General features: G+C 64.7%; 20 protein-coding genes. 9 read left to right on the top strand and 11 right to left on the bottom strand.

The window, feature by feature from the left end; all coding sequences use genetic code 11:
- The first annotated feature begins 7 nt into the window (after window positions 1-7).
- Window positions 8-841 carry an IclR family transcriptional regulator gene (locus BM133_RS05130; RefSeq protein WP_093432080.1) on the top strand — a complete coding sequence of 278 codons (834 nt, stop codon included), beginning with the start codon at window positions 8-10 and terminating at the stop codon, window positions 839-841.
- Window positions 842-926: 85 nt separating this feature from the next.
- On the opposite strand, the gene BM133_RS05125 is transcribed toward BM133_RS05130, so the two are convergent.
- The 8 genes from BM133_RS05125 to BM133_RS05090 form a co-directional block, all read right to left on the bottom strand.
- Window positions 927-2,138 carry a serine hydrolase gene (locus BM133_RS05125; RefSeq protein WP_093432078.1) on the bottom strand — a complete coding sequence of 404 codons (1,212 nt, stop codon included), beginning with the start codon at window positions 2,136-2,138 and terminating at the stop codon, window positions 927-929.
- 117 nt (window positions 2,139-2,255) lie between these two features.
- Entirely contained in the window at window positions 2,256-3,794 is a 1,539-nt protein-coding gene (locus BM133_RS05120; protein ID WP_093432076.1) for a 2-isopropylmalate synthase, read from the bottom strand.
- A gap of 51 nt (window positions 3,795-3,845) precedes the next feature.
- Window positions 3,846-5,549, bottom strand: coding sequence for a 2-isopropylmalate synthase (gene leuA, locus BM133_RS05115; protein ID WP_093432074.1), 1,704 nt, complete (start codon window positions 5,547-5,549; stop codon window positions 3,846-3,848).
- A gap of 185 nt (window positions 5,550-5,734) precedes the next feature.
- Window positions 5,735-6,559: a CDP-diacylglycerol--serine O-phosphatidyltransferase gene (gene pssA, locus BM133_RS05110; RefSeq protein ID WP_093432073.1), complete on the bottom strand. Its 825-nt coding sequence runs from the start codon at window positions 6,557-6,559 to the stop codon at window positions 5,735-5,737.
- 273 nt (window positions 6,560-6,832) lie between these two features.
- The gene (gene ilvC / locus BM133_RS05105) at window positions 6,833-7,849 is read right to left on the bottom strand and encodes a ketol-acid reductoisomerase (RefSeq protein ID WP_093122648.1); all 1,017 of its coding nucleotides are present in this window, start codon (window positions 7,847-7,849) and stop codon (window positions 6,833-6,835) included.
- Between the two features lie 53 nt (window positions 7,850-7,902).
- Window positions 7,903-8,166 (bottom strand): DUF4282 domain-containing protein, encoded by a 264-nt coding sequence (locus BM133_RS05100; RefSeq protein ID WP_042579951.1) that lies wholly within the window; start codon window positions 8,164-8,166, stop codon window positions 7,903-7,905.
- Window positions 8,167-8,219: 53 nt separating this feature from the next.
- On the bottom strand, window positions 8,220-8,711 hold the full coding sequence (gene ilvN / locus BM133_RS05095) for an acetolactate synthase small subunit (RefSeq protein WP_093432071.1): 492 nt from the start codon (window positions 8,709-8,711) through the stop codon (window positions 8,220-8,222).
- Between the two features lie 108 nt (window positions 8,712-8,819).
- Window positions 8,820-10,604 carry an acetolactate synthase 3 catalytic subunit gene (locus BM133_RS05090; protein WP_013540982.1) on the bottom strand — a complete coding sequence of 595 codons (1,785 nt, stop codon included), beginning with the start codon at window positions 10,602-10,604 and terminating at the stop codon, window positions 8,820-8,822.
- Between the two features lie 284 nt (window positions 10,605-10,888).
- Between BM133_RS05090 and BM133_RS05085 the strand changes: the two genes are divergently transcribed.
- From BM133_RS05085 to BM133_RS05060, 6 genes are read left to right on the top strand one after another with little or no spacing between them, the layout of a single operon-like run.
- Entirely contained in the window at window positions 10,889-11,455 is a 567-nt protein-coding gene (locus BM133_RS05085; protein ID WP_093432069.1) for an RNA polymerase sigma factor, read from the top strand.
- Window positions 11,452-11,874: a DUF3619 family protein gene (locus tag BM133_RS05080; protein WP_093432067.1), complete on the top strand. Its 423-nt coding sequence runs from the start codon at window positions 11,452-11,454 to the stop codon at window positions 11,872-11,874. Before BM133_RS05085 ends, BM133_RS05080 begins: the two co-directional genes overlap by 4 nt.
- Window positions 11,875-11,930: 56 nt before the next feature.
- A complete protein-coding gene (locus BM133_RS05075) occupies window positions 11,931-12,722 on the top strand; it encodes a DUF3106 domain-containing protein (RefSeq protein ID WP_256219058.1) in 792 nt (263 codons plus the stop codon).
- 13 nt (window positions 12,723-12,735) lie between these two features.
- Window positions 12,736-13,302, top strand: coding sequence for an RDD family protein (locus BM133_RS05070; protein WP_093432064.1), 567 nt, complete (start codon window positions 12,736-12,738; stop codon window positions 13,300-13,302).
- Window positions 13,299-13,706, top strand: a complete 408-nt coding sequence (locus BM133_RS05065; RefSeq protein WP_093432062.1) for a diacylglycerol kinase — start codon at window positions 13,299-13,301, stop codon at window positions 13,704-13,706. The genes BM133_RS05070 and BM133_RS05065 overlap by 4 nt, the downstream gene beginning before the upstream one ends.
- 31 nt (window positions 13,707-13,737) lie before the next feature.
- Entirely contained in the window at window positions 13,738-14,328 is a 591-nt protein-coding gene (locus BM133_RS05060; RefSeq protein ID WP_093432060.1) for an LOG family protein, read from the top strand.
- Window positions 14,329-14,468: 140 nt separating this feature from the next.
- Here the strand turns inward: BM133_RS05060 and BM133_RS05055 are convergent, their stop codons facing one another.
- Both BM133_RS05055 and BM133_RS05050 read right to left on the bottom strand, forming a co-directional pair.
- Window positions 14,469-14,807, bottom strand: coding sequence for a P-II family nitrogen regulator (locus BM133_RS05055; RefSeq protein WP_013540975.1), 339 nt, complete (start codon window positions 14,805-14,807; stop codon window positions 14,469-14,471).
- The gene (locus BM133_RS05050) at window positions 14,804-16,501 is read right to left on the bottom strand and encodes an NAD+ synthase (RefSeq protein ID WP_093432059.1); all 1,698 of its coding nucleotides are present in this window, start codon (window positions 16,499-16,501) and stop codon (window positions 14,804-14,806) included. Before BM133_RS05050 ends, BM133_RS05055 begins: the two co-directional genes overlap by 4 nt.
- A gap of 19 nt (window positions 16,502-16,520) precedes the next feature.
- Here BM133_RS05050 and BM133_RS05045 point away from each other — a divergent pair, with 19 nt between their 5' ends.
- Together BM133_RS05045 and BM133_RS05040 are read left to right on the top strand one after the other, a co-directional pair.
- Window positions 16,521-17,747, top strand: coding sequence for a GNAT family N-acetyltransferase (locus BM133_RS05045; protein ID WP_093432058.1), 1,227 nt, complete (start codon window positions 16,521-16,523; stop codon window positions 17,745-17,747).
- Between the two features lie 149 nt (window positions 17,748-17,896).
- Window positions 17,897-18,544, top strand: a complete 648-nt coding sequence (locus BM133_RS05040; RefSeq protein WP_177224728.1) for a lysozyme inhibitor LprI family protein — start codon at window positions 17,897-17,899, stop codon at window positions 18,542-18,544.
- Between the two features lies 1 nt (window position 18,545).
- Here BM133_RS05040 and ppa read toward each other — a convergent pair whose 3' ends face one another.
- Complete coding sequence (ppa, locus tag BM133_RS05035) at window positions 18,546-19,073, bottom strand: inorganic diphosphatase (protein WP_093432055.1); 528 nt, start codon at window positions 19,071-19,073, stop codon at window positions 18,546-18,548.
- Window positions 19,074-19,244: the final 171 nt, after the last annotated feature.

Below are 19,244 nucleotides of genomic sequence, written 5' to 3'. Positions count from 1 at the left end.
CAGCGCCATGAGAAAAAACCAATCCGACGTTCCTGCCGTTCCCGTGATCCAGGTGATCGAGCGCATGTTTTCGCTCATCGACGTCCTGGCGTCGCGCGAGGAGGCCATCTCCCTGAAGGAAATCAGCGAGAAGACCGGGCTGCATCCTTCGACCACGCACCGCATCCTCAACGACCTGGCGGTCGGTCGCTTTGTCGACCGGCCCGAGGCGGGCAGCTACCGGTTGGGCATGCGGCTGCTGGAACTGGGCAACCTGGTGAAGGGCCGGCTCAACGTGCGCGACGCCGCGCTGGGCCCGATGCGCGAGCTGCACAAGCTCACGCAGCAGCCGGTGAACCTCAGCATGCGCCAGGGCGACGAGATCGTCTACATCGAGCGCTCCTACAGCGAACGCTCGGGCATGCAGGTGGTGCGCGCCATCGGCGGCCGCGCGGCGCTGCACCTCACGTCCACCGGCAAGCTTTTCCTGGCGGCGGATGACCCGGCGCGGGTGCGCAGCTACGCCACCCGCACGGGCCTGGCGGGCCACACCCGCAACAGCATCACGCAGTTGCCCGCGCTCGAGCGCGAACTGTCGAAGGCGCGCCAGTACGGCATCGCGCGCGACAACGAGGAGCTCGAGCTGGGCGTGCGCTGCATGGCCGCCGGTATCTACGACGACCAGGGCAAGCTGGTGGCCGGGCTGTCGATTTCGGCGCCGGCGGATCGGCTGGACGAAGGCTGGCTGCCCAAGCTGCAGGCAACGGCCAACGAAATCTCGGGCGCGCTGGGGTTCAAGGACGGCGTGGCCGCCACGCCGCCCCCCTCCCCGGCAGGCAACGCGCCTTCAGCGAGCGCCTGACCCTCCTTGCGAGGGCTCTGAAAGACAAAGCGGGCCCGTGAGGCCCGCTTTCTTTTGTCGGCCGCTATCGCGGCGTTGTTGTTGCTCAGCCCGCGACCTGGTAGCTCACGTTGCGCGAAGCGGCCGGCGAGCCCGGCATGGCATGCGTCGCCTCGACCCAGCGGCGAACACGCTCTGCATCGGCAATGCGGCTGAACTTGCCCGCCGAATCCAGGAACACCATGATCAGCTTGCGCCCGGCCACCTTGGCCTGCATCACGAGGCACTGGCCGGCTTCATTGATGAAGCCCGTCTTCTGCACGCCGATTTCCCAATCGGGGCTCTTCACCAGGCGGTTGGTGGTGTTGAACTGCAGCACGCGGTTGCCGACCTCGACCTGGTATTCAGGCGACGTGGAGAGCGAGCGCACCGTGGCGTCGGAATAGGCGGCGTTGACCAGCAGCGCCAGGTCTTGCGCGCTCGACTGGTTGCGGCTGGACAGGCCCGTGGGCTCCACGTAGCGCGTGTCCTTCATGCCGAGCATCTTGGCCTTGGCATTCATGATGCTCACGAAGGTCGTGAGGCCACCCGGGTAGGTGCGGCCCAGCGCGTGCGCGGCGCGGTTTTCGCTCGACATCAGCGCCAGGTGCAGCAGTTCGCCGCGCGACAGCGTCGTGCCGATGGTCAGGCGCGAACGGCTGCCCTTTTCGGTGTCGACGTCGTCCTGGGTGATGGTGATGAGTTCGTCGTTCGGCAGATGGGCTTCGCTGATGAGCAGGCCGGTCATGAGCTTGGTGAGCGAGGCGATCGGCAGCACGGCGTGGTCGTTCTTGCTGAACAGCACTTCGTGCGTGTCCTGGTCGATCACGAGGGCGACACTCGACTTCAGGTCGAGCGCGTCGTCGGTGCCGTGCAGGCCGGCCATCTGGCCGAAGGACTGGCGCGGAGGCGCCTCGACGCGTACCACCGAGCGGCGCTGGACGGCCACCACGGTCTTGCCGTTCTTCTTGCGGATGGTGGCCACCACGTTGCGGCCACCGCGAACGACCTTCTCTGCTTTTTCGCTTCGCTCGGCACGGCCGCCGCGCTGGGCAACGGCAACGCGCGGTCCCTTGGCAGAGGCATTGCGCTTGACTTCGACCGGCACCGGACCCTTCGCCTTCTTGGCGACAGCGGTCTTGGCGGCGGTGGGCTTTTCCTTCTTCGCGGCCTGGGCGCCAGGCAGCAAAAACGCCGTGGCGCAGAGCGCGACGGCGATGAATTTGAATGCGGGTAGGAACCGCTGGCTGGAAACTCGGCGGAGACGGGCTTCAGGCATTAATAAATCTCCAGCGGCGACAAACGAGGACCGCAGTGTATCGAATTCAAAAAAGACACGCAATATCAGTTACTTGCATCCTCTTCTTCATTCGAATACCAAGGAACGCCTGAAAACCTAACCTTGCGCTGCAACTCTCTCAGCTTGGCTCTGTAACTTATTGAGAGCACTCAAATAAGCCTTTGCCGAAGCGACCACGATGTCCGGATCTGCACCCACACCGTTGACCACCCGCCCTGCGTTTTGTAACCGAACTGTAACTTCACCTTGGCTCTCTGTCGAGCCGCTGATCGCGTTCACCGAGTAAAGAACCATCTCGGCGCCGCTCTTGACGTGCGACTCGATGGCTTTCAGGGAAGCATCAACCGGGCCATTCCCGTCGGATTCTCCGGTCACTTCCTTGCCCTGGACGGTGAAGACGACCTTCGCCTGGGGGCGCTCGCCGGTTTCGCTGTGCTGGGAGAGAGAGACAAATGCAAACTGTTCGTCAACGTTCGACAGCTCCTCCGCGCTGACGAGCGCGAGGATGTCCTCGTCGAAAATTTCGGACTTGCGATCGGCCAGCTCCTTGAAGCGCAGGAAGGCGGCGTTGATGTCGGCTTCACTGGCCATCGTCACGCCCAGTTCCTGCAGCCGCTGCTTGAACGCATTGCGGCCGCTGAGCTTGCCCAGCACGATCTTGTTGGCGGCCCAGCCCACGTCCTCGGCCCGCATGATCTCGTAGGTGTCGCGCGCCTTGAGCACGCCATCCTGGTGAATGCCCGAGGCGTGCGCGAAGGCGTTGGCGCCCACCACGGCCTTGTTGGGCTGCACCACGAAGCCGGTGGTCTGGCTCACCATGCGGCTCGCGGCCACGATGTGCTGGGTGTCGATGTTCAGGTCGAGCCCGAAGTAGTCGCGGCGGGTCTTGACCGCCATCACCACTTCCTCGAGCGAGCAATTGCCCGCGCGCTCGCCCAGGCCGTTGATGGTGCACTCCACCTGCCGCGCGCCGCCGATCTTCACGCCGGCCAGCGAATTGGCCACCGCCATGCCCAGGTCGTTGTGGCAATGCACCGACCAGATCGCCTTGTCGCTGTTGGGAACGCGCTCGCGCAACATCTTGATGAAGTTGCCGTAGAGCTCGGGGATGGCGTAGCCGACGGTGTCGGGCACGTTGATGGTGGTGGCGCCCTCGTTGATCACGGTTTCCAGCACGCGGCACAGGAAGTCCGGGTCGCTGCGGTAGCCGTCTTCGGGGCTGAACTCCACGTCGCTCACGAGGTTGCGCGCAAAGCGCACGGCGAGCTTGGCCTGTTCATGCACCTCGTCGGGCGACATGCGCAGCTTCTTTTCCATGTGCAGCGGCGAGGTCGCGATGAAGGTGTGGATGCGGCCGCGCGCCGCGCCCTTGAGGGCTTCCGCAGCACGCGAGATGTCGCGGTCGTTGGCGCGCGAGAGGCCGCACACGGTCGAGTCCTTGATGGCGTTGGCGATCGCCTTCACTGCCTCGAAGTCGCCGTTCGAACTGGCCGGAAAACCGGCTTCGATGATGTCGACCTTCAGCCGCTCGAGTTGCTTGGCGATGCGCATCTTCTCGTCGCGCGTCATGGAGGCGCCGGGCGATTGCTCGCCGTCGCGCAAGGTGGTGTCGAAAATAATGAGTTGGTCAGCCATCGTGAATCTCCTTTTTGTTCGTTTCCACCTTGCGCGTCCCGCAGGACGACGTCAGGCGACTTCAACCACCGATTGTGCGCTGTGCGCGCCCCGGGTCCGCGCGCGCTGCACGCCCGAGACGATGGCCTTCAGCGACGCCGAGATCACGTTCGCGTCGATGCCCACGCCGAACAGCGTCTGGGTCTCGTCGACGCGCAGTTCGAGGTACGCCACCGACTTGGCATCGGCACCGGCGCCGATGGCGTGCTGGTGGTAGTCCATCACGCGCACGGTATGGCCGGTGGCCTTGCTCAGCGCTTGCGTGAAGGCATCGATCGGGCCGTTGCCGCGCCCTTCGATGGCGCGGATTTCACCGTCCCAGGGCAGGTCGCCGCGCAGGACCACGGAGGCATTGGCGCCCTCGCCCTCTTCTTCGATCACGCGCTGCTGCAACGAGTGGGCGGCTTCGATCCCATATTCGCGAACGAAGAGCTGCCAGAGGTCGGCAGCGGTGAGTTCCTTGCCGGCCACGTCCATCACGCCCTGCACCGTCTGCATGAATTCCATCTGCAGGCGGCGCGGCATCTCAAGGCCGTACTCGCTCTCGAGCAGGTAGGCCATGCCGCCCTTGCCGGACTGGCTGTTCACGCGGATCACGGCCTCGTAGCTGCGGCCCACGTCCTTCGGATCGATGGGGAGGTAGGGCATGTCCCAGATGTCGCCTTCCTTGCGCGCGGCGAAGGCCTTCTTGATCGCGTCCTGGTGCGAGCCCGAGAACGAGGTGTAGACGAGGTCGCCGACGTACGGATGGCGAGGGTGCACGGGGATCTGGTTGCAGTGCTCGACCGTTGCGCGGATTTCGTCGATGTTCGAGAAGTCCAGCTCGGGCGAGACGCCTTGCGTGTAGAGGTTGAGCGCGACGTTCACGAGATCGAGATTGCCGGTGCGCTCGCCGTTGCCGAAGAGGCAGCCTTCGATGCGCTCGGCGCCGGCCATCAAGGCCAGCTCGCCGGCAGCGGTGCCGGTGCCGCGGTCGTTGTGCGGGTGCACGCACAGCACGATGGCGTCGCGACGCGCCAGGTTGCGGTGCATCCACTCGATCATGTCGGCAAAGATGTTCGGCGTGGAATGCTCGACCGTCGTGGGCAGGTTGACGATGCACTTGCGCTCGGGCGTCGGCGCCCAGACTTCGGTGACCGCATCGACCACGCGCTTGGAGAACACGACGTCGGTACCCGAGAACATTTCAGGCGAGTACTGGAAGGTCCACTTCGTGCCCGGCTGCTTGGCGGCGAAGTCGTTGAACATGCGTGCATGGCTGCTGGCGAGTTCGACAATCTGGTCTTCGTCCATGCCGAGCACGACGCGGCGCATCACCGGGGCGACAGCGTTGTAGAGGTGAACGATGGCGCGTGGCGCGCCTTGCAGCGATTCGAAGGTGCGGGCGATGAGGTGGTCACGCGCCTGCGTCAGCACCTGGATCGTCACGTCGTCGGGGATGCGGTTTTCCTCGATGAGCTTGCGAACGAAGTCGAATTCGATCTGCGATGCGGAGGGAAAACCAACTTCGATTTCCTTGAAGCCGATGGCCACCAGGGTCTCGAACATACGCATCTTGCGCGCGATGTCCATGGGCTCGACCAAGGCCTGGTTGCCATCGCGCAGGTCGGTCGACAGCCAGATCGGGGCCTTGGTCAGCACGGCATCGGGCCAGGTACGGTCCTTGAGGCCGATCGGGGCGAATGCGCGGTATTTGGCTTGAGGTTGCTTGAGCATGTCGATTTCTCTGTGATGGTTGGTAATCAACCAGCAACCCCAAAAACAAACGGCCCGTTGCTGGTGCGAACGGGCCGTGGTGAGGGATTTGCGCGTGCGCTACCGTCTCCGCCCGTGAGGGAGGGCTAGTAGGGCCAGCAGCGAAATCTTGGTCATGAGGGTTGCGAATGTAGCACAAGCGACATTCAGTTATGCAAGCCCCGCTCGTCGGGCTCTTCGGTCGAGGTGCTGATCACGCTGACCGGTTGGCCCTTGGCCCGGCGCCACGCGTAGACCACGTAGCCGCTCAAACCGTAAGCCACGAAGAGGCCGAACAGCACCGTCGGCGGATGGATGTTGATGACTGCGATGCCGAGCGCGATGAGCACGATCACGACGAAAGGCACGCTCTTCTTCATCTGCACGTCCTTGAAGCTGTAGAACGGCGCGTTCGTCACCATCGAGAGACCCGCATAGAGCGTGAACGCGAAGGTGACCCAGGTGATCTGGGTCCACGAGAGGTACAGCACCTCGCCGCCGCGCTTGCCCCATTCGTTCACCAGCCAGATGAAGCCTGCCACGAGCGCTGCCGCGGCGGGCGATGGCAGCCCCTGGAACCAGCGCTTGTCGACCACGCCGGTGTTCACGTTGAAGCGCGCGAGCCGCAGGGCTGCACAGGCGCAGTACACGAAGGCCGCGATCCAGCCCCAGCGGCCCAGGCCCTTGAGGGACCATTCGTAGGCGATGAGCGCCGGCGCGGCGCCGAACGACACCATGTCGGACAGCGAATCCATCTGCTCGCCGAACGCGCTTTGCGTGTTGGTCATGCGCGCGACGCGCCCGTCCAGGCTGTCCAGGATCATCGCGGCGAACACACCGAGTGCCGCAAGGTCGAAACGCGCGTTCATGGCCATCACGACCGAGTAGAAGCCGCCGAACAACGCAGCCAGCGTGAACAGGTTCGGCAGGATGTAGATGCCCTTGCGACGCTTGCGCGGCTGCACATCGTCGGGGAGCGTGTCGTCATGCATTGAAATTGCCTCCATCCCTCATGGGCACTGCGCGAGCAGCTATCCAATCGATAGCATTTTGATCTGTGAGTCGCATGGTTCGCAGTGTAGTTCAGGGGGCGCTGCGCCCCCGACAAACAAAAGGGCCACCGCAACGGGTGGCCCTTTGACCTGCGTGCTTCAAAGGCCACCGAGGCGGCCGCCGCCGGGCCGCCCCAAGGCGAGCCGCGCCTCCCCCCCTTTGGGGGGGTGGCAAATTACACGCAGCGAAGCGAAGTGAAAAGCCGGGGGGCTTCAGTTGCGGGTCTGGTCGACCAGCTTGTTCTTCTTGATCCAGGGCATCATCGCGCGCAGCTTTTCGCCGACGACTTCGATCTGATGCTCGGAATTCAGGCGGCGGCGGCTGATCAGCGCAGGCTGGCCGGCGGCGGCTTCGAGCACGAAGCTCTTGGCGTATTCGCCGGTCTGGATGTCCTTGAGCACTTGCTTCATGACCTTCTTGGTCTCGTCGGTCACGATGCGCGGGCCCGTGACGTACTCGCCGTATTCGGCGTTGTTCGAGATCGAGTAGTTCATGTTGGCGATACCGCCTTCATAGATCAGGTCGACGATCAGCTTGAGCTCATGCAGGCATTCGAAGTACGCCATTTCGGGCGCGTAGCCGGCTTCCACCAGCGTTTCGAAACCAGCCTTGATCAACTCGACCGTGCCGCCGCACAGAACCGCTTGTTCGCCGAACAGGTCGGTCTCGGTTTCTTCGCGGAAGTTGGTCTCGATGATGCCGGCCTTGCCGCCGCCGTTGGCGGTGGCGTAGCTCAGCGCGAGGTCACGCGCCTTGCCGGTCTTGTCCTGGTGCACGGCCACGAGGTGGGGCACGCCGCCGCCTTGCGTGTAGGTGCTGCGCACGGTGTGGCCCGGGGCCTTGGGGGCAACCATCCACACGTCCAGGTCGGCGCGCGGCTGCACGAAGCCGTAGTGCACGTTGAAGCCGTGTGCGAAGACGAGCGAGGCGCCTTCCTTGATGTGCGGGGCCACGTCGTTCTTGTAGACGTTGGCGATCTGCTCGTCTGGCAGCAGGATCATGACGACGTCGGCCGATTTCACGGCGTCGGCCACTTCGGCGACCTGCAGGCCGGCCTTGCCGACCTTGTCCCACGAAGCGCCACCCTTGCGCAGGCCGACCACGACCTTGACGCCGCTGTCGTTCAGGTTCTGCGCGTGCGCATGACCTTGCGACCCGTAACCGATGATTGCGACCGTCTTGCCCTTGATGAGGCTGAGGTCGGCGTCCTTGTCGTAGTAAACCTTCATATGCGTCTTTCCTAATTAATCTCGAGCACCCCCTCAAGCGGGGGTGCGTTCACTCACAGTTGGCCGGAGGGATTCCGGTCCTTCATTTGCTGGTTGATGGACACGAGGTTGTCGTGAATGCGGAACAGCAGGATCAGCAATTCGCTGTAGACGCGAACCATGATCGCGCCGAAAACAAGAATACCGATGGCAGCCAGGATGCGGCCCTGGAACAACGAGATGACCGTTGCCGCGAGCACACCCAGCAGTCCGAGGAAGTACAGAATCCGAATGATGATCGGGGTCACCATCTTCTCGAAACCCAGCAAGTCTTGCATTACCTTCTCCTCATGTTGATTTGAAACATTGAAACTGAGGGGATCTTCACCCCCTACACGCGCAGGATGCGCTCGCCGCGCCCAATGCCGCTGGCACCGGTGCGGACAGTCTCGAGGATAGCGCTACGGTCGATCGCTTCCAAAAAAGCGTCATTTTTGCCGTGATCGCCGGTGAGTTCGATGGTGTAGCTCTTGTCGGTGACGTCGATGATGCGGCCGCGAAAGATCTCGGCCATGCGCATCATTTCTTCCCGCTCCTTGCCCACGGCGCGCACCTTCACCATCATGAGCTCGCGCTCGGTGTAGGCGCCTTCGGTCAGGTCGACGACCTTCACGACCTCGATCAGGCGGTTCAGGTGCTTGGTGATCTGCTCGATCACCTCGTCCGAACCGGTCGTGACGATGGTCATGCGCGAGAGGCTCGCGTCCTCGGTCGGCGCGACGGTCAGCGATTCGATGTTGTAGCCACGGGCCGAGAACAGGCCCACCACGCGGGAAAGAGCACCCGGCTCGTTTTCCAGCAGCACTGCAATGATGTGTTTCATGTTTGCGCGACTCCTCTTTTCGCCGCCCTCCCCCGCGCACGGTAATGCGCGGGCTTGGCGGGCAATAGATTCGTCAGTAAAGAGTTAAGCGAATGCGCCGCAGATCGATCAGAGATCTTCGGAACCCAACAGCATCTCGGTGATGCCCATGCCGGCCTTCACCATCGGGAACACGTTCTCGGTGGGGTCGGTGCGGAAATCCATGAACACCGTGCGGTCCTTGAGCTTGCGCGCTTCACGCAGCGCGGGCTCCACGTCTTGTGGACGCTCGATCAGCATGCCGACGTGGCCGTAGGCCTCGGCGAGCTTCACGAAGTTGGGCAGCGCGTCCATGTAGCTGTGGCTGTAGCGGCCGGAGTATTCGATCTCCTGCCACTGGCGCACCATGCCCAGGTAGCGGTTGTTGAGCGAGCAGATCTTGATCGGCGTGTTGTATTGCAGGCAGGTGGAGAGTTCCTGGATGCACATCTGCACCGAGCCTTCGCCGGTGATGGTGAACACTTCCGAATCGGGCTTGGCGAGCTTGATGCCCATGGCGTAGGGAATGCCCACGCCCATGGTGCCCAAGCCACCCGAGTTGATCCAGCGGCGCGGCTCGTCGAAGCGGTAGTACTGCGCGGCCCACATCTGGTGCTGGCCCACGTCCGACGTGATGTACGCGTCGGCGTCCTTGGTCATGTTCCAGAGCGTCTCGACCACGTACTGCGGCTTGATCACGTCCTTGTTGCCGCGGTCGTACTTGAGGCAGTCGCGCGAGCGCCAGGCTTCGATGGTCTTCCACCAGTCGGCCAGTGCGCCGGCGTCGGGCTTGGTGGTGCTCTCGCGGATCATCGAGATCAACTCGGTGAGCACATCCTTCACGTCGCCGACGATCGGGATGTCGACCTTCACGCGCTTGGAGATGCTCGACGGGTCGATGTCGACGTGGATGATCTTGCGTTCGTTCGTCGCGAAGTGTTTGGGGTTGCCGATCACGCGGTCGTCGAAGCGCGCGCCCACGGCCAGCAGCACGTCGCAGTTCTGCATCGCGTTGTTGGCCTCGATGGTGCCGTGCATGCCCAGCATGCCGAGGAACTTTCGGTCGCTCGCCGGGTAGGCGCCCAGGCCCATCAGCGTGTTGGTGACCGGGTAGCCCAGCATGTCGACCAGCGTGCGCAGTTCGTTGCAGGCGTTGCCCAGGAGCACGCCGCCGCCGGTGTAGATGTACGGGCGCTTGGCCGCCAGCAACAACTGCAGCGCCTTGCGGATCTGGCCGCCGTGGCCCTTGCGCACCGGGTTGTACGAACGCATCTCGACCTTGTCGGGATAGCCGGCGTAAGGCGTCTTCTTGAAGGAAACGTCCTTGGGCACGTCCACCACCACGGGGCCCGGGCGGCCGCTGCGTGCGATGTGGAAGGCCTTCTTCATCGTCATGGCCAGATCCTTCGGATCCTTGACGAGGAAGTTGTGCTTGACGATGGGGCGGGTGATACCGACCGTGTCGCATTCCTGGAAGGCATCCAGACCGATGGCGGCTGTCGGCACCTGGCCCGAGATGATCACCATCGGAATGGAGTCCATGTACGCCGTGGCGATGCCGGTGACCGCGTTGGTCAGGCCAGGGCCCGAGGTGACCAGTGCCACGCCCACTTCGCCGGTGGCGCGCGCATAGCCATCGGCCGCGTGCACGGCTGCCTGCTCGTGGCGCACCAGAACGTGCTGGATGGTGTCCTGCTTGTAGAACGCGTCGTAGATGTACAGAACCGCGCCGCCGGGGTAGCCCCAGATGTACTGGACGCCTTCGGCCTGCAGTGCCTTGACCAGCACTTCAGCGCCCATGAGTTCTTGCGTTGGGTTGCCGGCGCCAGAGGACGCGGCTGCTGCGGAGATGATCTCCGCCTTCGAGATTTCCATGATCAACCTTTGTGTTTTTTCGGGAACGAAAAACCTTGGGTGCCCCTTGCCAACCCTTGTGAGGTCGCGCCAGGACTTGAGGCCATGGCCATGAGCGGACTGATGTTCCGCCGGACCTTGACCCGTTTGCCTTTTGACTTGCAGCGCGGATTATGACATTACCGGCCGTTCAGATTCGCTTCAGGTCGTCTGTAAAGGCGCCGGGGCATAATCCGCGGCGGAAAACCATAAGCGTTCGCTAGACATCCCTTCCCACGCGGCGCACCTTTGCGCGCCCCTCTCGCTTGGCCACTGAACAAGAACTCTCCGACTTCCTGAAAAGCGTCGAACGGCGCGCTTTCAAGCGCTCGGTCTACCACGTGCGGGACGAAGAAGCGGCGCTCGACATCGTGCAGGACAGCATGATGAAGCTGGCGCAGCACTATGGCGACAAGCCAGCCAACGAGTTGCCGATGCTGTTCCAGCGCATCCTGTCGAACTGCACGCTCGACTGGTTCCGCCGCCGGAAAACCCGCCGCGCCCTTTTCTCCAATCTCAGTGATTTCGAATCGGTCGACGATGACGGAGATTTCGACCTTCTGGAGAACTTCGTCTCGCCAACCGACTCCAGAGAGACGGAAAGTGCCGAAGACACGACCCGCCGCGCCCAGGTCTTCCACGAGATCGAGGAGCAGATCGCCGCATTGCCGGGCCGTCAACGCGAGGCTTTCCTGATGCGTTACTGGGAGGAAATGGACGTCGCAGAGACGGCCGCCGCAATGGGCTGCTCCGAGGGCAGCGTCAAAACCCATTGTTCGCGAGCCGTTCACGCTCTGAGCAAGGCGCTCAAGGCCAAGGGAATATCGCTATGAACACTAAGGTTCCAACCTCTTCTATCGCCGCCGAAGATCAGTTCGGTCAGCGTCTGGCTGCCCGGCTGTCCGCCGGCAACCAGGAGCTGTCGCACGACATCGGCGAGCGGCTGCGCGTTGCGCGCGCCCAGGCCGTGGCCGCGCGCAAGCAGGCTCCGCAATTGCGGACCGCGCCAGCGGTGGTGCAGTCCGGCAGCACGCTCACGCTGGGCGGTGGCTGGTGGACCCGCATCGGGTCGGTGGTGCCGCTGATCGCCCTCGTGGCCGGCCTCATCACCATCAGCGTGATGCAGGACGACGACCGCGCCAGCGAACTGGCCGAGGTCGATTCCGCCTTGCTCACCGGCGACCTGCCCCCCGCCGCCTACACCGACCCGGGCTTCGCCCAATTCCTGAAGGCCGACGGCGCCTCCGACTGACCCCCACCGACCGAATGCGACGCCGTTCCAACTCCAGCGCGAACACATCCCGTCCCTTGCGCCCGCTCACGGCGGGCGCATTCGTTTGGGCGGGCGCGTTTGCCGTCGCAGCCTTCGGCCTGACGCTCGCCTGCGCCCAGCCCCCCTCCGAGGCCAACAAGTCCGGGCAGACGGGCGTTGCGAATTCAGCGGCGGCGGGCGCCGCCAAGGCAGTTCCCGCGACCAAGCCGCTCTGGAGCGAACTCACCGCCGAACAGCAGCAGGCCCTCAAGCCCCTGGTCCCGCACTGGACCACGATGAACACCGGGCAAAAGCGCAAATGGCTGGCGCTGTCACGAAACTTCGCGAACATGTCGGCAGATGACCAAGTCACCTTGCACAGCCGCATGATCGAGTGGGCCGCCCTGAGCAACCAGCAGCGCGCCCAGGCGCGCCTGAATTTCGCCGAGGTCAAGCGTGTGCCGGCCGACGAGCGCAAGGCCAAGTGGGAGCAATACCAGGCCTTGAGCGAAGAAGAAAAGCGCAAGCTCGCCGAACGCGCCCCGGCCAAGCCCCGCGGCGCGGCCATTCCGGTACGCCCTGTCTCGTCGCAGAAGCTCGTGCCGGTGCCGGCCGTCACGCCGCCCGGCCAGCACACGCCCAGGATCGTGCTGGCCCCATCGCCGTCCGCACCGGCCGCCATCCTGGTGGCGACGCCGCTGGAGCGGGCGCCTGCTGCAGCCAGCATCGTCCCTGCCACGGCACCTGCACCCGTCTACGTCGCATCGCCGCCGGTTCCCGCCGAGGCCCAGGTCCCGCCGCCAACGCCGACACCCGCAGCGACCGAGCAGCTTCCCTCCGCCCCCTGACACCAAGGTTTCGATGGTTTCCAGTTCTCCCGAGGCTTCGGGGCCCGATCAGTCCGCCTCGCCTGTTTCCCCGGCAACCAGCGCCCCTCCCTCGACGGTACCCGGCCTCTGGCCCCGGATGGCCTGCTGGCTCTACGAGGGCATGCTGCTGTTCGCGGTCGTGTTCGTCTCGGGCTGGCTGTTCAGCACGCTGGGCCAGATGCGCGACGCCATGGACTCGCGCCGGCACCTGTTCCAGGCCTTCCTTTTCGTGGTGTTCGGCGTGTATTTCGTCTGGTTCTGGACCAAGGGCCAGACGCTTGCGATGAAGACCTGGAACATCCGCATCGTCGACGTCCACGGCCAGCCCGTCAGCCAGCGCCGGGCGTTGGCCCGGTATCTTCTGAGCTGGATCTGGTTCCTGCCGCCGCTGGCCGCCATTGCGCCCTTCAGGCTCTCGGGCGGCGAATCGACCGTCCTGATCTTCGGCTGGGTCGCAGTCTGGGCGGTTCTTGCACGTTTTCACCCCGATCGCCAGTTCTGGCACGACGCCTGGGCCGGTACGCGGCTCATCACCTCCAAGCCCATGAGCCGCCGATGAGTGCCCTGCCCGAGCTTCCCGACCCCGCCGTCAATCCGCAGAAGGCCCGCAAGGGCTTGGAGCGCGTCTTTCATGCCACGCTGATTTCGCTCCAGGGCCTGCGCGCCGGCTGGAGCGAGCCTGCCTTCCGGCAGGAAGCGATCCTCTCGATCGTGATGATCCCGGTGTCCTTCTGGCTCGGGCGCAGCTGGGTCGAGGTGGCGCTGCTCGCCGGCAGCGCGATCCTGGTGATGATCGTGGAGCTGCTCAACACCGCCGTGGAGGCTGCCATCGACCGCATCGGCCCCGAATGGCACGACCTCTCCAAGCGCGCCAAGGACATGGGCAGCGCCGCGGTGCTGCTCTCGCTCACGTTGTGCGGTGGCATCTGGGCGGCGGCATTGTGGGCGCGCTTCGTGTCATGAGCGGGCCGGCATCCCGAGGCATGATGGCGGGATGAATCCTGAATTTTCGATCTGTGTGTATTGCGGCTCGCGCCCCGGCGAGCGCCCCGAGTTTTCCGAGGCCGCCAAGGCCGTCGGCCAGTGGATCGGCCAGCACGGCGGGCAACTGGTCTACGGTGGCGGCCGCACCGGCCTGATGGGCACGGTGGCCGAAGCCACGCGCCTGGCCGGCGGCCGCGTCGTCGGCATCATTCCCAAGGCCCTGGTCGACAAGGAACTGGCCAACCCGCTGTGCGACGAACTGCACGTGGTGGACACCATGCACGAGCGCAAGGCCATGATGGGCGAGCGCGCCGACGCCTTCATCGCCCTGCCGGGCGGCATCGGCACCTTCGAGGAACTGTTCGAGATCTGGACCTGGCGCCAACTGGGCTACCACGACAAGCCGACGGGCATCCTCAACACCGCCGGCTACTACGACAAGCTGCTCGACTTTCTCGCCCACAGCGTGCGCGAAGGCTTCATGGGTGACTGGCAGATGCAGTTGATCCGCACCGGCACCGACGCCACCGAACTGCTCACCACGCTGCGCGCCGAAGTGCCGCTCCATCCGCGCGAAGACAGGCTGTCGGAAAACCTCTGACGCCCGCTCGACACCAGGCGACACCAGGGGCCGGGCCCTTCCAGAAACACCGAGGAACCGGCTCTGCCGGGCCTCAGGTGTTGCCCCCTGCAGGGGGTTGGCGACGCGACACGAAGTGCGCGCAGCCTGGGGGCGAGCTCTTAGACGGCGTTTTCGTTTTCCTCGCCGGTACGGATGCGCACGATGCGCTCCACGGCGGTGACGAAGATCTTGCCGTCGCCGATCTTCCCGGTGCGCGCCGAGTTGACGATGGCCTCGATGCAGCGCTCCACGTCGCCCTCGTTGACGACCACTTCGACCTTCATCTTGGGCAGGAAGTCGACCACGTATTCGGCACCGCGGTAGAGCTCGGTGTGGCCCTTCTGGCGGCCGAAGCCCTTGACCTCGGTCACGGTCAGGCCGGTGACGCCCACTTCGGCCAAGGCCTCGCGCACGTCCTCGAGCTTGAAGGGTTTGACGATGGCGGTGATCTGCTTCATGGTTTTTGTGCTCCGGCGGTTTCGTTGAATTTGCTGGTGATAGGGTAACGCCAATCCTTGCCGAAGCTGCGGTGGGTCACCCGGATGCCTACCGGCGCCTGGCGCCGCTTGTATTCATTGATCTTGATGAGCCGCGCAACCCGCTCGACCACCGCGCGTTCGTAGCCCGCGGCAATGATCTCGTCGATGCTCTCGTCGTCCTGCATGTAGCGTGCCAGGATTCCATCCAGGATGTCGTAGGGCGGCAGGCTGTCCTGGTCGGTCTGGTCGGGCCGCAGTTCCGCGCTCGGGGGGCGCGTGATGATCCGCTCGGGGATCGGCTCGGTGCCCGTGCCGTACGGGTCATGGGCGTTGCGCCAGCGCGCCAGCGCGAACACCGTGGTCTTGAGCAGGTCCTTGATGACCGCGAAGCCGCCCGCCATGTCGCCATAGAGCGTGCAATAGCCCGTGGCCATTTCGCTCTTGTTGCCCGTGGTGAGCACGATCGAGCCGAACTTGTTCGACAGCGCCATCAGCAGCGTGCCGCGGATGCGGGCCTGGATGTTCTCCTCGGCCGTGTCCTCGGGGCGGCCCTTGAATTCCTCGGCCAGGGCGTTCTTGAAGGATTCGAAGGTGTGCGCGATCGAGATCTCGTCGTAGCGCACGCCCAGGCGCATCGCCATCTCACGCGCATCGATCCAGCTGATGTCTGCCGTGTAAGGCGAAGGCATCATCACCGCGCGCACCTTGTCCTTGCCGAGTGCATCGACCGCGATGGCGAGCACCAATGCGGAGTCGATGCCGCCCGAGAGCCCCAGGATGGCGCCCGGAAAGCCGTTCTTGCCGATGTAGTCGCGCACGCCGAGCACCAGGGCGTCCCACAGCTGGGCTTCGGCGTCGCGCGGGCCGGCCACTGCATCGGGCTCGATCACGAAGCCGATGCGGCCCTGCGGTGCGCGCTCCAACTGCGCGAAGACCAATCGCTCCTGGAAGCTCTCGGCCTGCATGGCGAGCGCGCCATCGGCCTGCACCGCGAACGAAGCCCCGTCGAACACCACTTCGTCCTGCCCGCCGACCAGGTGCGCATAGACCAGCGGCAACCCCACGGCGCGTGCGCGATCGGCCATGCGTGCGACGCGCTCGCCCTCTTTGCCCACGTGATAGGGCGACGCGTTGATCACGGCGAGCACCTCGGCGCCGGCCTCCCGGGCCAGCTCGGCCGGCTGGTCGAACCACGCGTCTTCGCAGATCAGCAGCCCGACAGAGACCCCACCCGCCTCGAACACGCAAGTGCCCTGCCCCGGCGTGAAATACCGGCGCTCGTCGAACACCTGGTAGTTCGGCAGTTCGCGCTTGGCATAGGTCTCCAGGACGCGTCCTTCCTTGATGACGCTGGCCGCGTTGTGCCGCATCTGCACTGCCACGGAGCGGCTGCGCAGACTGCTGCCGGTCGGATGGCCCACCACCACGACCATGTCTTTGAGGTCGGCCAGCGCGGCGGCAATGCCTTTCACGGCATCATCACAGGCTTCGGTGAAGGCGGGACGGAGGAGCAGGTCCTCCGCCGCGTAGCCGGCAATCGAGAGTTCGGGCGTCAGGAGCAGGCGCGCGCCCTGCGCATGGGCGTCGCGTGCGGCATCGACGATCTTTCTTGCGTTGCCGGCGAGGTCGCCCACCACAAAATTGAGTTGCGCGATGGCGAGCTTGAGCGTCATACAGAAGGAAGAAAAAGGCTTGAACGATTATGTCATTCGGGTTCTGGCGTCGCCGTCGGACGTGAGCCCGAAAGCCTGGAACGCGCTGCTCGCCGCGCAGGCCGAGCCCTCGCCTTTCATGCGCCACGAATACCTCGCGGCGCTGCACGAAAGCGACAGCGCATCGCCCGCGAGCGGATGGACGGCACAGTTCATCACGCTGTGGCGCGGCAAGCAGCTCGAAGCCGCCTGCCCGGTCTACATCAAGGACCATTCGTACGGCGAGTACGTCTTCGACTGGGCCTGGGCCAACGCCTACGAGCAGCACGGGCTTGCCTACTACCCCAAGGCCGTGGTCGCCGTGCCGTTCACACCGGTGCCGGGCACGCGCCTCCTGGCGCGCGATGCGCAAAGCCGCACGCTGCTGGTGCAGGCGCTGGTTGCCTGGTGCAAGCAGGAAGAACTTTCTTCTCTGCACCTCTTGTTCGGCGCCGACGATGACATCGCCGCGTGCACCGAAGCCGGGCTGATGCTGCGCAACACGGTGCAGTTCCACTGGACGAATGTGGCGCCGGCGCCCGGCACCGACATGCCCTCGCCGCCCTCCGATGGGGAGCGCTCCACCCTGGAGCCGCCCGGCTACCCCGACTTCGAGGCCTTCCTCGCCAGCCTTGCGCACGACAAGCGCAAGAAGATCCGCCAGGAGCGCCGCAAGGTCGCCGACGCGGGCGTGAGCTTCCGCTGGTCGCGCGGCAAGGACATCTCGAAGGCCGACTGGGATTTCTTCTACCGCTGCTACGAGCGCACCTACCGCGAGCACGGCAACCCGCCCTATCTCACGCGCGATTTCTTCCAGCGCATGGCCGACACCCTGCCCGAGGCCTGGCTGCTGTTCGTCGCCGAGCGCAACGGCAAGCCCATGGCGACCAGCCTGATCGCGCTCTCCACGCAGCCGGACGAACCGCTCGTCGCCTACGGCCGCTACTGGGGCGCGCTGGAGCGCGTCGACTGCCTGCATTTCGAGGCCTGCTACTACCAGCCCCTTGCCTGGTGCATCGAACACGGCGCACGGCGCTTCGAGGGCGGCGCGCAGGGCGAGCACAAGATGGCGCGCGCGCTGATGCCGGTGAAGACCACCAGCGCCCACTGGCTCGCGCACCCGGCGTTCTCGGACGCGGTCGAGCGCTTTCTCGAGCGCGAGGGTGCCGGCATCGGGAACTACATGGACCACCTGGGCGAGCGCAGCCCGTTCAAGGCGGCAGGCTGAAACACAGCCCTCTGCACAGCCTCTGTCCAAGGGCATAGCGCCCTTGACCGTTTGGCACATCGACGGCGCACGGCGCCTCTCCTAGCATGCGGGCCAGAAAAGCCCCGTTCCCGCATTCCCGTGTTCCCGTGTTCCCGAGGAGATACCGCATGCGCCCATCGACCCGCTTCGCCCTTGCGGCGCTCTGCTTCGCGAGCGCCGGCCTCACCTCTGCTGCGAGCTTCGATTGCGCCAAGGCCGGCAACGCGACCGAGAAAGCTATCTGCGCCGACCCCGGCCTGTCGCGGCAGGACGAGGCCCTGGCCGCGCTCTACCAGCGCCAGCTCGAGATGCCCGACGCGGGCCAATGGGGAACGATCCTGCGACGCGACCAGCGCGACTGGATCGCGGTGCGCAACCGCGAATGCAAGGGCAACGCCGAATGCCTGAAGCAGGACTACCAGCGCCGCATCGCCTACCTCAGCCATCCGCTGCTGCAATGGATGGGCCGCTACGTGCAGGGCAAATGCCCGCACGAAGGCCGCTTCCTCGACGTCACGCCCGGCGACGCCGGGCAGCTCGATGTGGAGATCTACATCTGCCCCAACCCGCGCGGCAACATGCTGCTGCAGGGCAGGAACGTGCTCGAAGCCGGGCAGCGCCTGAGGGTGGCGGAAGGCGGGCGTTGCACCCGCACCTTCCAGTTCGCCGCCGACCGCATCACGGTCGCCGACGGGGCCGAATGCACGCCTGCGCTGAAGGGCGTCTACGTGCGCGACCCGCGCCGCTCGCCCTTCGAGCTCGAGGGCGTGAAGTGAGTTACTTCTTGTACGCGGCGATGCCGTCGATGACTTCCTTCTTCGCCGCATCGATGCCTTCCCAGCCCAGCACCTTGACCCACTTGCCTTCTTCCAGGTCCTTGTAGTGCTCGAAGAAATGGCTGATGGCCTTCAGGCGCATCGGGTTCACGTCGTCCACCGACTTCCAGTGGCTGTAGATCGGCAGCACCTTGTCGGTGGGCACGGCCAGCACCTTGCCGTCGACGCCGGCTTCGTCTTCCATCAGCAGGATGCCCAGGGGGCGGCAGGGCACGACCACGCCGGGCAGCAGCGGGTACGGCGCGATCACCAGCACGTCGACCGGGTCGCCGTCGCCCGAGAGGGTCTGCGGCACGTAGCCGTAGTTGGCGGGGTAGTACATGGCCGTCGTCATGAAGCGGTCCACGAAGATTGCGCCCGATTCCTTGTCGACTTCGTACTTGATCGGGTCGGCATTCATCGGGATTTCGATCACGACGTTGAAGGCATCGGGGACGTTCTTGCCGGGGGAGACTTTGTCGAAGGACATGACGTTTTTCGAGTAGTTGAAAAGTATTGGGGAGACGGGGACAAACCCTGAGTTTACTTTCCGTGTCACCGCACGGTCGCACGCGCCCGCGTTTTTGCCTGTAAATTGCAGCCGTTGGCCAATCGGCTCCTCACCTTTTCGGTGCAGCGAGCTTCGAGGAAGCAACGCGAC

This window comes from Variovorax sp. 770b2 (assembly GCF_900115685.1).
In the GTDB taxonomy this organism is placed as follows: Bacteria; Pseudomonadota; Gammaproteobacteria; order Burkholderiales; family Burkholderiaceae_C; genus Variovorax.
Note: the sequence above shows the minus strand (reverse complement) of the source record. Positions and strands in the feature narration are given on the sequence as shown.

Bases quoted from the DNA above. Each gene is read 5' to 3' on its own strand.
- BM133_RS05130 (WP_093432080.1), top strand. From the start codon at position 8: ATGAGAAAAAACCAATCCGACGTTCCTGCCGTTCCCGTGATCCAGGTG.
- BM133_RS05125 (WP_093432078.1), bottom strand. From the start codon at position 2,138: ATGCCTGAAGCCCGTCTCCGCCGAGTTTCCAGCCAGCGGTTCCTACCC.
- BM133_RS05120 (WP_093432076.1), bottom strand. From the start codon at position 3,794: ATGGCTGACCAACTCATTATTTTCGACACCACCTTGCGCGACGGCGAG.
- leuA (WP_093432074.1), bottom strand. From the start codon at position 5,549: ATGCTCAAGCAACCTCAAGCCAAATACCGCGCATTCGCCCCGATCGGC.
- pssA (WP_093432073.1), bottom strand. From the start codon at position 6,559: ATGCATGACGACACGCTCCCCGACGATGTGCAGCCGCGCAAGCGTCGC.
- ilvC (WP_093122648.1), bottom strand. From the start codon at position 7,849: ATGAAGGTTTACTACGACAAGGACGCCGACCTCAGCCTCATCAAGGGC.
- BM133_RS05100 (WP_042579951.1), bottom strand. From the start codon at position 8,166: ATGCAAGACTTGCTGGGTTTCGAGAAGATGGTGACCCCGATCATCATT.
- ilvN (WP_093432071.1), bottom strand. From the start codon at position 8,711: ATGAAACACATCATTGCAGTGCTGCTGGAAAACGAGCCGGGTGCTCTT.
- BM133_RS05090 (WP_013540982.1), bottom strand. From the start codon at position 10,604: ATGGAAATCTCGAAGGCGGAGATCATCTCCGCAGCAGCCGCGTCCTCT.
- BM133_RS05080 (WP_093432067.1), top strand. From the start codon at position 11,452: ATGAACACTAAGGTTCCAACCTCTTCTATCGCCGCCGAAGATCAGTTC.
- BM133_RS05070 (WP_093432064.1), top strand. From the start codon at position 12,736: ATGGTTTCCAGTTCTCCCGAGGCTTCGGGGCCCGATCAGTCCGCCTCG.
- BM133_RS05065 (WP_093432062.1), top strand. From the start codon at position 13,299: ATGAGTGCCCTGCCCGAGCTTCCCGACCCCGCCGTCAATCCGCAGAAG.
- BM133_RS05060 (WP_093432060.1), top strand. From the start codon at position 13,738: ATGAATCCTGAATTTTCGATCTGTGTGTATTGCGGCTCGCGCCCCGGC.
- BM133_RS05055 (WP_013540975.1), bottom strand. From the start codon at position 14,807: ATGAAGCAGATCACCGCCATCGTCAAACCCTTCAAGCTCGAGGACGTG.
- BM133_RS05050 (WP_093432059.1), bottom strand. From the start codon at position 16,501: ATGACGCTCAAGCTCGCCATCGCGCAACTCAATTTTGTGGTGGGCGAC.
- BM133_RS05040 (WP_177224728.1), top strand. From the start codon at position 17,897: ATGCGCCCATCGACCCGCTTCGCCCTTGCGGCGCTCTGCTTCGCGAGC.
- ppa (WP_093432055.1), bottom strand. From the start codon at position 19,073: ATGTCCTTCGACAAAGTCTCCCCCGGCAAGAACGTCCCCGATGCCTTC.